Below are 14,023 nucleotides of genomic sequence, written 5' to 3' on the forward strand. Positions count from 1 at the left end.
TAACGATAGAAAGGGGAGTAATCATGTCCCAGTTGGCCGAAAAGAAGAATTTTTTTCGCAAGGACAAGACTTGGCGAGAGAAGATGGAAGCCCTGATCCCCGGCTTTTTACTCCTGTGCGGGCTGTTGTCGGTACTGACCACCGTGGGGATCGTGTTCACCCTTATCAAAGAGACCGCCTCATTTTTTGCGGAAGTGCCGTTTGTCGACTTTATTACTGGAACGAAATGGACGGCGCTTTTCAGTGAAGATCAGCGCGAATTCGGGATTTTGCCTTTGCTGATCGGATCGTTGCAAATCACATTGGGCGCTACGGTGGTCGCTGTGCCACTCGGTATCGGCAGTGCCATTTATTTGAGCGAATACGCACCGGAGCGCATCCGCCAGGTAATCAAACCGGTATTGGAGGTGCTGGCGGGCATCCCGACGATTGTGTTTGGTTACTTTGGTGTTACGTTTGTCACGCCCTTATTGCGCGATGTTTTCCCTGATATGGATTTTTTTAATGCGCTGAGCGCAAGCATTGTGGTCGGGATCATGATTCTGCCGATGATCGCCAGCTTGAGCGAAGATGCGATGCGGTCGGTTCCCCGCAATATCCGCGAAGCGGCGTACGGGTTGGGTTCTACCCGTTTGGAAGTCTCTTTGAAAGTGGTATTGCCCGCGGCGTTATCAGGTATTGTGGCTTCTTTTGTGCTGGCGCTTTCCCGGGCAGTGGGTGAAACCATGGCGGTGACCATCATTGCTGGGTCGACACCGAACATGTCTTTCAGTTATTTGGAATCGATCCAAACGATGACCGCATTTATGGTGCAGGCGTCGACGGGGGACGTCTCTTATCACAGCCTTCCTTATTATTCCATTTATGCGGTGGGTGCCACCCTGTTTGTAATCACGCTCACGATGAATTTGTTGGCGCTGTATATCTCGCGTCGCTATAAGGAGGAATATTGATGGCGGCTGAAGAGTTGATGTCCAAACACAAAACGGCTCTAAATCACGAACGGGCCTTCGACGAAGAGCGCAAAATCGCATCCCGGGCCAAACAACGCCGCGGCCGAAACCGATTGGCACATGGGCTGTTTTTCTTGGCGACGCTGGCCGGGGTGCTGGTGCTCGCCATCCTGCTGTTTGATATTTTCCAGCGCGGATGGTCTTATGTGACAGCTGATTTCATGAGCAATTTCGCCTCCAGGTTTCCATCGCGGGCGGGAATCAAAGGTGCCCTGTGGGGCTCGATCTGGTTGATCGCAATCACGGCACCGCTGACATTTGTCATCGGCGTGGGTGCTGCGATCTATTTAGAAGAATACGCCAAAAAAGGGTGGATCAGCACGCTGATTCAAGTCAACATCAGCAACTTGGCGGGAGTCCCATCCATTGTGTTCGGTATGCTGGGGCTGACCATCTTCGTGCAAATCTTGGCGTTGAAAAAAAGCGTGCTGGCCGGCGGTTTAACTCTCACTTTGCTCATTTTGCCAGTGGTGATTGTGGCGGCACGCGAGGCCATCGCCAGTGTACCCAACTCCTTGCGTCATGCATCACTTGCAATGGGAGCAACGAGATGGCAAACCATCCAAAAGGTTGTTCTTCCTTACGCCTTGCCGGGGATTATGACGGGCACGATTTTGGCCTTGTCGCGTGCGATCGGCGAAACGGCACCGCTGATTATGGTGGGGGCTGCCACATTCCTGGCCTTTACGCCGGGCAGTCTGTTTGATGAGTTTTCCGCGTTGCCGATCCAGATTTACAACTGGGTGGCGCAACCCAAAGCGGAGTTTTCCAACTTGGCTGCGGCCGGAATCATCGTCTTGCTGGTCATCTTGCTCACAATGAACGGGCTGGCGATCTTCCTGCGTAACAAATTTCAGCGGTAAACCGTAAGAAGGAGAGATTGTGGTGAATCCAACGGCAATTTCAGTAAAGAACTTGGATTTATATTATGGCGAGAAACAAGCGCTAAAAAATATTCATATCGATATCGATGAACGGTCGGTCACGGCGTTGATCGGGCCTTCCGGCTGCGGAAAATCCACTTTTTTGCGTACATTGAACCGCATGAACGACTTGATTCCCAATGTGCGGATTGAAGGGCAAATTCTGATTAAAGACACGGATATTTATTCTGACGAAGTAGATGTGGAAATGCTTCGCAAACGGGTGGGTATGGTGTTTCAAGCTCCCAACCCTTTTCCCAAAAGCATTTATGAGAACGTCGCGTACGGTCCGCGGATTCATGGACTAAACGATAAGAAGAAGCTGGATGAGATCGTTGAACGGAGTTTGCGCGGGGCGGCCTTGTGGGATGAAGTGAAAGACCGCCTCAAGGACAGGGCGACAGGATTGTCCGGTGGACAACAACAACGCTTGTGTATTGCGCGGGCCCTAGCGGTAGAACCGGATATCCTCTTGATGGATGAACCCACTTCAGCCTTGGACCCGATCTCCACCCTGAAAGTTGAGGAGCTTGTGCAAGAGCTGAAGAAGAATTACACGATTGTCATTGTAACCCATAATATGCAACAAGCGGCGCGCATCTCCGACAAGACGGCCTTTTTCTTGAACGGCGACCTGATCGAGTACAACGACACGGATAAGCTGTTCTCCAATCCGGATCATCAACAGACGGAAGAATATATCACTGGCCGTTTCGGCTAATGCCCGGCAGATAAGGAGGCGTTTGGCATGCGTCAATTTGACCAGTCACTTAATGAAGTGAAGCGCGTGTTGCTCACCATGGGGGAAAGATTGGAAATCGCCGTGGACAAGGCTGTTCGTTCGCTGGCTACGCAGAATGACATCTTGGCCAAACAAGTGGTGTTAGAAGATAAAGAGATGGATCGCCTGGAGACGGTGATCGATGACACAGTTGCCAAACTGATAGCGACCCAGCAACCGGTGGCTAAGGATTTGCGCCTGTTGATCGCCGCGATCAAAATCGCGTCCGACATGGAGCGGATGGCCGATTTGGCGGTTAACATCGCCCAAGTCACGATTGAGATGAAAGAAAGCAATTTGGTGCTGTTCAAAGAGTTGATCGATATTCCCAAAATGGCGCAGATCACGCAGAAGATGGTGAATGATGGGATCAATAGCTACATTGACGGCAATACCGATTTGGCGAAACAACTGGCCAAGACGGACAATCAGGTTGACCAGATGTACTACGATCTGCTCAAAGAGCTCAGCTATTACATGCAAGAGAAGCAACATGTCGAAGTGGCGATCAAGCTTTGTTTCGTCGCCCGTTATTTGGAACGCATCGCCGATCATGCGACCAACATCGCGGAAAGCGTTGTGTATATTGAGACGGGTAAGCAAGTTGACTTGAATTAACCCCCCTTTTTCAACATAAGCGATCATGAGATAGACAGCCCCCTCTGATGAGGAGGGCTGTTTATGTTGCATGCAAATATAGTCCCGCTGGTAAGAAGTTGGTTGCCATAAATACGAATAAATACGTTTTATATGAGAGTTTATGGTTTATTATCGTTTGCAAATCGTAATCATTACGATATATTAGGTTTGGGAAAAGAGTGAGGGGGCATTAGGTAATGCAAAAGAAGATTCCAGTGACCGTGTTGAGCGGATATCTCGGTTCAGGCAAAACGACGATTCTTAACCATGTGCTAAATAACCGGCAAGGGTTGAAAGTGGCGGTGATTGTGAATGACATGAGTGAGATCAATATCGATGCAGATTTGATCGGAAAAGAAGCCAATCTATCTCGCACCGAAGAGCAGCTGGTGGAATTGTCCAACGGGTGCATCTGTTGCACATTGCGGGAGGATTTGCTGAAAGAGGTGGAACGACTGGCCAGGGAGCAGCGCTATGACTACATATTGATTGAGTCGACGGGGATCAGCGAACCGATTCCGGTTGCGCAGACGTTTACCTACTCCGATGAAGAGAATGGTGTTGATCTTCCTTCCTTGTGCCGGTTGGATACCATGGTTACCGTGGTGGATGCCAACCGGTTTTGGCATGACTTCTCTTCTGGGGAAAGCCTGCTGGACCGCAAGCTGGCCTTGGGAGAAGAGGATACGCGCGATGTGGTCAGTTTATTGATTGATCAAATTGAGTTTTGCAATGTGTTGATCTTAAACAAATGCGACTTGATCTCCGAGGCAGAGGCGGATCAGTTGGAAGCAGTGTTGCGCAAACTGCAACCAAAAGCTCGATTTATTCGAGCGGTGCAAGGGCAAATCGACCCGAAAGAGATTTTGCATACTCACCTGTTTGACTTTGAGGAGGCCAGCCAATCGGCCGGATGGCTGAAAGAGTTGCAAGAGGAGCACACTCCGGAAACGGATGAGTACGGCATCACCTCGTTTGTGTACCGCCGGCGCAAACCGTTCCACCCAGCGCGCCTGAACGATTGGTTGCACCAATGGCCGGAAGAAGTGGTGCGAGCCAAAGGGATCCTGTGGCTGGCTTCGCGGAATGAATTCGCTGTGCAATTCAGCCAAGCAGGCCCGTCGATCCAGCTGGGTGCGGAAGGACATTGGATCGCGGCTCTGCCAGAAGAAGAACGGCGTGAGGTGTTGGCGGAGTATCCTGAGATTCAAATGGAATGGGATGAAAAGTTTGGAGACCGGATGACAGAGTTAGTGATGATCGGCATCGATATGGATCATGCACAAATCGAAGCGCAGTTGGACGCCATCTTATTGACGGATGAAGAGATGGAGATGGATTGGTGTCTCTTGTATGATCCCTTGCCACAGGAGGAAGTGGTAGAGGAAAAATGGGTAGTTGAGCAGTAAATAAAAGTCCGGTGACGTATCAACGTCACTGGGCTTTTTATATGCCTCGAGCATTTGTTCGGTTTTTGTTACCGAAAAACTGGAAGCGTGATTTTTGCTCATGTTACAATAGAAAAGTATGAATGAAAGAGGCATAAGGTAGCGAATTTTGGAAAAAGGTGTGAATGCATTCGTGAGCAAGTTGATATTGGTGGACGGCAACAGCATTGCTTATCGCGCGTTTTATGCGTTGCCGCTATTGACAAATTCAAGCGGCATCCATACCAATGCGGTGTATGGGTTTGCGATGATGCTGATGAAAATCCTTGAAGAAGAGAAGCCCACTCATATGTTGGTGGCATTCGATGCGGGAAAAACGACTTTTCGCCATGAGAGTTATCAGGAATATAAAGGAACTCGGCAGAAAACGCCAGGTGAGTTGGCGGAACAAATTCCGCTTGTAAAAGAACTGTTGGACGTCTTTCAAATCCCCGCTTATGAAAAAGAAAACTATGAAGCAGATGACATTATCGGCACCTTGGCCAAAGCGAGTGGAAGCCAAGGTGTTGAGACATTGATCGTTAGCGGCGACAAAGATTTGTTGCAATTGGTGGACGAGCATGTTCGGCTTTTGTTGACCCGCAAAGGGGTGACAGAGACTGAGTCTTACGACATCCCTGCCATCAAGGAGAAATACGGGTTGACTCCAGCCCAGATCATCGATTTAAAAGGGTTGATGGGGGACTCATCAGACAACATCCCCGGCATTCCTGGTGTAGGCGAGAAAACAGCGTTGAAATTGTTGGCGAAGTTTCCCACTGTAGAAGAAGTGATCGCGCATGTGGATGAATTGCCCGGCAAAAAACTGCAAGAAAAAGTGCGCGAACATCAAGAACAGGCATTGCTCAGCAAAAAGCTGGCCACGATCTATACGGAAGTGCCGCTTGATTTCGGATTGGATCACTTGCAATTGCCTGAACGGGATACAGAGCGCATCGTCGAGTTTTTCAAAAAGATGGAGTTTAAAACGCTGTTATCGAGGGTGCACAAGCAAGACCATGCCGAAAAAGGTGAGGCGGTCAAAAACGAGGTAGATGTCCGGGAAGTGGCATCCCTGTCCGGCTTGGAAGAAATGGTGGACGTGTTTAATGCGGGATCGCTTGCCTTGTTTATCGAAACATCGGAGGACAATCCCCATCACGCGGATATCGTTGGCTTGGCTATTTCAGATGGTCAGACCCAGTGGTACCTGCCTTGGGAAGTGGCTGAGCAAAGCGATGCGGTTCGGGGTTGGCTCGCGGATGAGGAACGCGACAAGCTGGTTTATGACATGAAGAAAACGCAGATTGTGTTGGCGAACAAAGGAATTATAGCCGCGGGTCTCACCTTTGACGTCTTGTTGGCGGCGTATCTATTGGACCCTTCCGAATCGCAATTGGAGTTGAGTGACATCGTGTCCCGTTATGGGAATGAGCCGATTCCGGCGGATGAAGATGTGTATGGAAAGGGGGCCAAGCGGAAGGCGATTACCGGAGAAACGTTGGCTCGGCACTTGGCTGCCAAAGCGAAAGCCATCCATCACGTTACGCCGGTGCTGAAGCAAGAGTTGGCAAAACTCGACCTGGATCAATTGCTGTTTGAGTTGGAGATGCCGCTTGCCAGTGTGCTGGCAGAGATGGAGCGCCAAGGTGTTTTCATTGACCAAGCCCGTCTCGAGGAGTTAGGGGTGGAGCTGAAGCAAAGCTTGGATCGGCTGGAGCAGGAGATTTACGAGTTGGCGGGGGTAACTTTCAACATCAACTCTCCCAAGCAACTGGGAGAGATTCTGTTTGACAAACTTGGTCTACCTGTGCTGAAGAAAACGAAGACGGGATATTCGACGAGTGCAGATGTACTGGAAAAACTGGCGCCCCAACATGAGATCGTTGACAAGATTCTGCATTACCGGCAAGTGGGCAAATTGTATTCCACGTATATCGAGGGGTTGAAGAAAGAGATTGGCGCCGACGGCAAAATTCACACTCGGTTTAACCAAACCGTCACTGCGACGGGCCGCTTGAGTTCGACCGAGCCCAATTTGCAGAACATCCCGATTCGGATGGAAGAAGGGCGGCGTATTCGCCAAGTGTTTATCCCATCCGAGCCGGGCTGGCACATCTTGGCCGCCGACTACTCACAGATCGAATTGCGCGTGCTGGCCCATATCTCCGAAGATGAGCAGTTGCAAAAAGCCTTCAAAGAAGATAAAGACATTCACACGCAAACAGCTATGGATGTGTTTGGGGTGGCTGAAGACGAAGTCACGCCGCTGATGCGTCGGCAAGCGAAGGCGGTCAACTTCGGGATCGTGTACGGGATCAGTGGTTTCGGCTTGGCCAGAGGGTTGGACATTCCTCAAAAGGAAGCGCGTGAATTCATCGATCGCTATTTTGAAACATTCCCTGGTGTAAAACGTTACATGGATTCCATTGTGGAGCGGGCACGCAAGGATGGATTTGTTACCACGCTCTCTGGTCGGCGCCGTTACTTGCCAGCGATCAACGCGAAAAGCTTTGGTGAACGCAGTTTTGCGGAGCGGACCGCGATGAATACGCCCATCCAAGGTACGGCGGCGGATATCATCAAGTTGGCGATGGTGAAATTAGCCCAAGCGATGAACGAGCGGAAGCTGGCGAGCCGGATGTTGTTGCAAGTGCATGACGAATTGATTTTTGAAGTGCCGGAAGCTGAACTGGAGGAGATGAAAGAGCTGGTTGTAGCGGTGATGGAAGATGCGTTGCCGCTGTCGGTCCCACTGTCCGTCGATGTGAACAGTGGCAAGACCTGGTATGAAGCAAAGTGATTTGGCATCAGTCACATAGAAGATGAGACAAGCCGTCATCCTTGACAGGGTGGCGGCCTTGCGTTGATTATTGCATTGGGGAGGGAGTAGATCATGCCTGAATTGCCAGAGGTAGAAACAGTACGAAAAACATTGGAGCGGTTGGTGGTCGGCAAGACGATCAAGGATGTGACGGTCAAGCTGGGCCGCATTATCCAACATCCTGATGATGTGGAACAATTTCGCCATCATTTGATGGGTTGTACGATTACTGCCGTTCAGCGCCGGGGGAAATTTTTGAAAATCATTTGTCCGCCGTGGGTGCTTGTATCCCATTTGCGGATGGAGGGAAAGTATCGGTTAGCGGAGGAAACGGAGCCGCTGGAGAAGCATACGCATGTGATATTTCATTTTACGGACGGTACGCAGTTGCGTTATCGCGATGTGCGCCAATTTGGCACGATGCATTTATTTGCCATGGGTGAAGAGGAGCAACGCAACCCATTGAAAAAACTGGGGCCGGAGCCGTTGTCAGACGCGTTTACCCTGGAATGGTTTCAATCCACGCTGGTCAAGCGCAAGGCTAAAGTGAAAGTGGTTTTGCTAAATCAGGAATATCTCGTCGGCTTGGGCAATATTTATGTGGACGAGTCCTTGTTTGCCGCGGGGATACATCCCGAGCGTACCGCGTCTTCGTTGACGGAGGAGGAAGTGGCGCGGTTGCACCAGAGCATCAGGAAAATCCTCGCTGAAGCGGTAGAAGCGGGTGGTTCCTCGGTTCGTTCTTATTTGAACGGCGAGGGCGAGATGGGAATGTTTCAACTCAAAATCCAAGTGTATGGCCGCAAAGGTGAACCTTGTCGAAAATGCGGCGCGCCGATCGAGCGGATCGTGGTAGGTGGACGAGGCACTCACATCTGCCGGACTTGCCAAAGGTAACCCCGCCCTGATCCTCTTTCATAAGATGGGAAGTATCAGCCCATCTTAAAGAGGTGATTAATTATGTGGCACGGGTTATCGGTGATGTGGTTAGCACTGGCGGTGAGCATGGACGGGTTTGGGGCTGGAACGACTTATGGGATGAGAAAAGTTCGCATTCCTTTTGGCTCCATCTTGATTATTGCGGGTTGTTCGGGGATGGTCATTTATTTAGCGATGTTGATGGGACAAGGGATTTCTCATTTCCTTCCACCTGCGTTGACCCATGGGATTGGAGCTGTTCTCTTTATCGCGATTGGCTTATTTGCGCTGTCGCAAGCAGGGGGGGCTCCGAAGAAAGTGGAAACGAAGGCGGCCGCCCAACTGCCAGCCCAACCTGTCGAGCCCACCATTTGGACGTTTCAGCTTGAGAAGTGGGGATTGGTTGTGCAAATATTGAAAACGCCCATGGTTGCGGATATGGATGAATCCGGCACCATTTCAGGTTATGAGGCTGTTTTGTTGGGAACGGCCTTGTCGTTGGATGCTTTTGCCGCGGGGGTAGGAGCTGCGTTCATCGGGATGTCCCCACTGGTGGCGGCGCTGGCGATTGGGTTGATGAGCGCAGTCTGCCTGCGCGCGGGCATGTGGTTCGGCTTCAAGTACGCCGAACGCGCCCGTTTTCGTTGGATGGGATACGCGCCCGGCGTTTTTTTGATCATATTGGGCTTGTTACGGTTAATTTAGAGGAGCGGTGTGGATGATTTTTGGATTGACCGGTGGAATTGCGACGGGAAAAAGCACTGTGGCCGAGATGTTGCAACGGCACGGGGCAGTGATTGTCGATGCGGATAAGGTAGCCCGGCAAGTCGTCGAGCCAGGAGAAGAGGGCTTAAGTCGGATTGCGTCTGTTTTCGGCGACGAGGTGATAAGCCGGGAGGGGACGCTTGACCGACCTGCACTGGGTCGCATCATTTTTCATGATGAAAAGGCGCGGCGCAAGCTGAATGAGTTGTTGCACCCGCTCATCATGGATAAAATGCGGCGGGACACGGAAAAGGTGAGGCAGACTGAGCCGCACGCGGTGATTATTTGGGATGTGCCGCTATTGATTGAAGAAAAAATGACTGACCTGGTAGATGAAGTGATTCTGGTTTATGTGCCGCAACAGGTTCAATTGGCTCGGTTGCAGGCGCGAGATCATCTTGATAGTGACGAGGCGGCTGCGCGCTTGGCGGCCCAACTGCCGATTGATGAAAAAAAACGGTGGGCCGATTATGTGATCGACAACAGCGGAACACGGGAAGAGACCGCGATGCAGGTGGCGCGCCTATGGAGCGAACTGTGCGCAAAAGTTGGCTGAATCCGGTCAAGGGAATATGGCCAGGCCGGAAAAAGGTCTGGGTGTTGCTAGCGCTTTTGTGGGTGTTGTGCTTGATTGTTGTCCAGAGGCTGGAATGCCTGATTTATCCCTTGCGGTATGAGGAGTTGATCCTCAACAGTGCCGAAGCCACCGGTGCAGACCCGTTTTTGATTATGGCTGTGATCCGAGTGGAGTCCAGATTTCAGCTGGATCGAGAATCGGCGGCGGGTGCACAAGGGTTAATGCAGCTCATGCCGGAAACCATGGATTGGATGATCCGCCGGGGCGGATTTTCGCCGGCGCTCAAGGAGCACATCCGCGACCCGGCGATCAACATCCATATGGGCGCTTGGTATCTTGCATATTTGACCAAGCGGTACCATGGCAATAAAGTGGCGGCAATCGCTGCCTACAATGGTGGACACAACCGTGTCTCACGTTGGCTGGACCAAGGTGTTTGGGATGGAACGAGGCAAGGAGCAGTACGGATTCCGATCAAGGAGACCCGGGAATATGTGTACCGGGTTAGTCATTACTATCAGAAATATAAAGAATGTTATTATGATTTACTCAAAGAACAATAATTTGTTTAAATATGTGAACCTGTTCCGGATTTGGGACAGGTTTTCGTTTTTATATTGAAAAATGTGTTATACTGTTTATAATAAAAAAGAGAGATGGTATGTAACATATAGCGGAGGGGAGAGCGGCTACATGGCTGTGCGTATTGCAATCAATGGTTTGGGACGAATTGGACGGATGGTGTTTCGCAAAGCGGCACTTGATCCTGCTTTGGAAGTAGTGGCGATCAATGCGAGCTATCCAGCGGAAACGTTAGCACATTTAGTGAAATATGATACCATACATGGCATGTTTGCTGGTGAAGTGGAAGCGGTTGAGCAAGGGTTGATGGTGAACGGCAAACTGGTTCGCCTGGTGTCCAACCGCAACCCGGAAGAACTGCCTTGGGCGGAACTGGGTGTAGATATCGTGATCGAAGCGACAGGCAAGTTTTGCGACCGCGAGGGTGCGTCGAAGCATTTGAAAGCCGGGGCGAAAAAGGTTGTTATTACGGCACCGGGCAAAAATGAGGACATCACCATCGTGATGGGTGTGAATGAAGAAGCGTACATTCCTGAACAGCACGACATCATTTCCAACGCGTCCTGTACCACCAACTGCTTGGCCCCTGTAGCCAAAGTGTTGCATCAAGCGTTCGGGATTGAATACGGTTTGATGACGACGGTGCATGCATATACCAATGACCAAAAAAACTTGGACAATCCCCACAAGGATTTGCGCCGGGCTCGCGCATGCGCTCAATCCATCATTCCGACGAAGACGGGAGCGGCAAAAGCGTTGGGATTGGTGCTGCCAGAATTGCAAGGGAAGTTGAACGGTTTTGCGTTGCGGGTGCCAACCCCTAACGTGTCTGTAGTTGATTTGGTCGCCGATTTGAAAGTGAAGGTCACAGCGGAAGAGGTTAATCAAGTCTTAAAAGAAGCGGCCGAAACAAAGATGAAAGGCATTCTGCAATATTGTGAAGACCCACTCGTTTCTTCCGACTTCAACGGCAATGAGCACTCCTCCATCGTTGATGCTCTGTCGACGATGGTAATTGGCGAGCGCCAGGTGAAAGTGCTCGCTTGGTACGATAACGAATGGGGTTATTCCTGCCGCGTGGTTGATTTGGCGAAATATGTGGGTGAGCGATTGGCATTGGAAGTGACTGTCTAACCTGTTAAAAACCCTTCTCCACTGTCGGAGAAGGGTTTTTGTGTGCCACATGCCGAATGCAAAGGAGATGTAGCCTTAAACGCGCCGCCTGCATCCCTGAATGTAAAAAGGAATGCTGGCGGCGCGTACGCCATATGCGTCTATCGTTTGATGGGGATGTAGATGTCATACATGTTGTCCGGCGCATCAGGATCGTGGGTGACTGGCGTGTAGCGGTGATCGTACATCTCTAAGCCCAATGTACTGTGATCTTTGCGATACCCCATCTTTTCAATCCATTTCCACGCCCGCTGATAGGTAGCGGGGACGTTTCTTATCGAACCACGATGGGTGAAAACTGCGTAACGTTGGGAGGGAACGGTGAATGACAACATTCCTTCAGGCACATTTTCGGCCAACTTCACTTCAACTGCGATATAACAAGTAAAATCTGTCACCCGGTCATGGCAGGGGCAGACAAAAGAACCGGGGCGTACCTGATGCGGGATTTCGTGAATTCGTTTAACTAATTTCTCCCACACTTTGGGGATTTCCCTGGACATGGTGTACGGTCCCGTCCAACCGAATCCGACGATTTGAAAAGATTCTTTGGTAATGATCCTTCCTTGCATGAGCGCCCCCCTTGGTATATGAGGAAAGAATATATGTTCTCAGGATTATTGTAAATCATATTCAGAATACGAACAAGATTCCTGCGATATTCCCATATCAGCGCGAAATTGGGCGTCAAGTCAAAGCTTATGGCTCTTCGATATACGTCCATTTGAATGAGTACGGCGCGCCAAACGGATGGTGGACATGTCCTTTCACTCTTTGTTTGATGAGGATGGTGTCATTCACATAATAGAGCGGGATGGCAGCATGGTCTTTCTCAATCAGAAATTTTTCCGCTTGGGCCAGGTACTTTACTTGCTTTTGAACTTGAGGTGAATGGGCGGCACGTTTTAATGTTTCATCATAGGGTTTGTCTTTGTACCCTCCGGTGTTGGCGGGATGATCGCTGGTGAATGTATCCAACAGAGTGTAAGCATCGGGATAAGTGGTTGCCCAATCGGACAAGGTGAGGTCAAACTCTCCCCTTTTCTCCAATCGATACTTTTCAGCCCGCGATGTCGTGTTTAGCAACAGGTTAAGATCCAGCGCCTGTTTCAGTTGTTTTTTCAGTTCAACTGCCAGTTGCATGCGGTCATCCTCGTAGCTGAGCATGACCAGGGCAGAAGGCGGTTGGCTGATCCGCAGTTCTTGCATGCCTTCTTGCAATAGGATGCGGGCTTGGCCTGAGTTGGCCTTATCTGGTGGCAAAGGAGCCTCTTCACGAAACGCGGAGCGGAAGCCTTTCACAGACGGTGGAATCAGTCCGCCTGCGGGTTGCGCTTGGCTTTTCAGTACAGAGACCAACTGTTCCCGGTCTATGGCCAGGCTGATCGCTTGTCGAATCTTTTCATTTTGAAAAAAACTGTTTTTACTGTTGAACCGAATATATTGGGTTGTCCATAGTTGGATGGAATGGAATTCGGGCGTATTGGCGTAAGCTTGGGCGAATTCACGAGCGATGCGGGTGATGTCTATTTTGTCGGCATTGTACAAATTAATCGTTCGCGTGGGGTGGTTGGACACATAGAAGATGATATAATCCAGCTTTACCTGTTCCTGATCCCAATACAGTTCGTTTTTTTTCAGGACGATGGTGCCGTCGGCCGACACATCAAGAATGACAAACGGGCCGTTGTGCTTGAGGCTAAGTAGGGTGCTTCTGTTTGTGCTTGGCGGCTGGGTAAATGAATCGCGTTGCGGCAAAAAGGGAGTGAGAGCCAGCAATGTCAAGAAGTTGCGCGTAGGTTGGGACAATCGGACTTGAAGCGTTTCTTCGTTGACCACAGTGATGCCCACTTTATCGGCGCTCACTTCCCCGCGATGGTAATTCTGCGCGTTGACAATCGGATAAAACAGGTAAGCGTTGGGTGAATCGGTTTTCGGGTGCAGGGTGCGCTTCCACGCCCGGGCGAAATCGTACGCCGTAACGGGTTCCCCATCTTGCCACACGGCGTTTCTAAGCTGAAATGTATATACGGTTTGGTCGGCGCTGACGTTCACTTTTTCTGCTAAAGCTGGGATGGGCCGGTTGTTTCGATCCAACCGCATCAAGCCTTCAGCCACTTGATTCAGGATCAGCGTCTCGTTGGCGTCCACGGCGAGCGAAGCGTCCAATCGCCAGATTTCATGGGGAATCGTCAGCCGCAGGGTTTGCCGATTGGTTAAGATGTCGTCCGCGGCGGTGGTCGATTGGCATGCGGCCAAACTAAACAATGAGAAGAGAAGTAAACAATTGCGCAACATAGACATGGGATTCCCTCCTTCACTTGCATGGAACCAGAGCATATGAGTTATTATAGAGTGCGGGTTTGAATGACAAATGGTAGAGCATGCGTGTTTTCATTAA

13 protein-coding genes are annotated in these 14,023 nt (G+C 50.5%); 11 read left to right on the forward strand and 2 right to left on the reverse strand.

The window, feature by feature from the left end:
• The first annotated feature begins 23 nt into the window (after nt 1–23).
• The 11 genes from pstC (at nt 24) to NYR52_RS04910 (ending at nt 11,583) form a co-directional block, all read left to right on the forward strand.
• Nucleotides 24–953: a phosphate ABC transporter permease subunit PstC gene (gene pstC / locus NYR52_RS04860; RefSeq protein WP_259436418.1), complete on the forward strand. Its 930-nt coding sequence runs from the start codon at nt 24–26 to the stop codon at nt 951–953.
• Between the two features lie 17 nt (nt 954–970).
• Complete coding sequence (gene pstA, locus NYR52_RS04865; RefSeq protein WP_035951616.1) at nt 971–1,876, forward strand: phosphate ABC transporter permease PstA; 906 nt, start codon at nt 971–973, stop codon at nt 1,874–1,876.
• A 22-nt stretch (nt 1,877–1,898) separates the two neighbouring features.
• Nucleotides 1,899–2,657: a phosphate ABC transporter ATP-binding protein PstB gene (gene pstB, locus NYR52_RS04870; RefSeq protein WP_054096083.1), complete on the forward strand. Its 759-nt coding sequence runs from the start codon at nt 1,899–1,901 to the stop codon at nt 2,655–2,657.
• Nucleotides 2,658–2,684: 27 nt separating this feature from the next.
• On the forward strand, nt 2,685–3,335 hold the full coding sequence (phoU, locus tag NYR52_RS04875; protein WP_259436419.1) for a phosphate signaling complex protein PhoU: 651 nt from the start codon (nt 2,685–2,687) through the stop codon (nt 3,333–3,335).
• Nucleotides 3,336–3,553: 218 nt separating this feature from the next.
• On the forward strand, nt 3,554–4,765 hold the full coding sequence (locus NYR52_RS04880) for a GTP-binding protein (protein WP_259436420.1): 1,212 nt from the start codon (nt 3,554–3,556) through the stop codon (nt 4,763–4,765).
• Between the two features lie 172 nt (nt 4,766–4,937).
• Nucleotides 4,938–7,586, forward strand: a complete 2,649-nt coding sequence (gene polA / locus NYR52_RS04885) for a DNA polymerase I (RefSeq protein ID WP_259436421.1) — start codon at nt 4,938–4,940, stop codon at nt 7,584–7,586.
• Between the two features lie 93 nt (nt 7,587–7,679).
• A complete protein-coding gene (mutM, locus tag NYR52_RS04890) occupies nt 7,680–8,504 on the forward strand; it encodes a DNA-formamidopyrimidine glycosylase (RefSeq protein WP_132219882.1) in 825 nt (274 codons plus the stop codon).
• A gap of 63 nt (nt 8,505–8,567) precedes the next feature.
• Nucleotides 8,568–9,230, forward strand: a complete 663-nt coding sequence (ytaF, locus tag NYR52_RS04895; RefSeq protein ID WP_132219883.1) for a sporulation membrane protein YtaF — start codon at nt 8,568–8,570, stop codon at nt 9,228–9,230.
• 13 nt (nt 9,231–9,243) lie between these two features.
• The gene (gene coaE / locus NYR52_RS04900; protein ID WP_259436422.1) at nt 9,244–9,846 is read left to right on the forward strand and encodes a dephospho-CoA kinase; all 603 of its coding nucleotides are present in this window, start codon (nt 9,244–9,246) and stop codon (nt 9,844–9,846) included.
• Nucleotides 9,816–10,430 carry a lytic transglycosylase domain-containing protein gene (locus NYR52_RS04905; protein WP_259436423.1) on the forward strand — a complete coding sequence of 205 codons (615 nt, stop codon included), beginning with the start codon at nt 9,816–9,818 and terminating at the stop codon, nt 10,428–10,430. The genes coaE and NYR52_RS04905 overlap by 31 nt, the downstream gene beginning before the upstream one ends.
• Before the next feature lie 130 nt (nt 10,431–10,560).
• Entirely contained in the window at nt 10,561–11,583 is a 1,023-nt protein-coding gene (locus NYR52_RS04910; RefSeq protein WP_132219886.1) for a glyceraldehyde-3-phosphate dehydrogenase, read from the forward strand.
• A 140-nt stretch (nt 11,584–11,723) separates the two neighbouring features.
• Here the strand turns inward: NYR52_RS04910 and NYR52_RS04915 are convergent, their stop codons facing one another.
• Both NYR52_RS04915 and NYR52_RS04920 read right to left on the reverse strand, forming a co-directional pair.
• Nucleotides 11,724–12,194: a GyrI-like domain-containing protein gene (locus NYR52_RS04915; protein ID WP_022735853.1), complete on the reverse strand. Its 471-nt coding sequence runs from the start codon at nt 12,192–12,194 to the stop codon at nt 11,724–11,726.
• 127 nt (nt 12,195–12,321) lie between these two features.
• Nucleotides 12,322–13,926, reverse strand: a complete 1,605-nt coding sequence (locus NYR52_RS04920) for a peptide ABC transporter substrate-binding protein (protein ID WP_259436424.1) — start codon at nt 13,924–13,926, stop codon at nt 12,322–12,324.
• Nucleotides 13,927–14,023 lie beyond the last annotated feature (97 nt).

The organism is Laceyella sacchari (assembly GCF_024927925.1).
Taxonomy (GTDB): domain Bacteria; phylum Bacillota; class Bacilli; order Thermoactinomycetales; family Thermoactinomycetaceae; genus Laceyella; species Laceyella sacchari.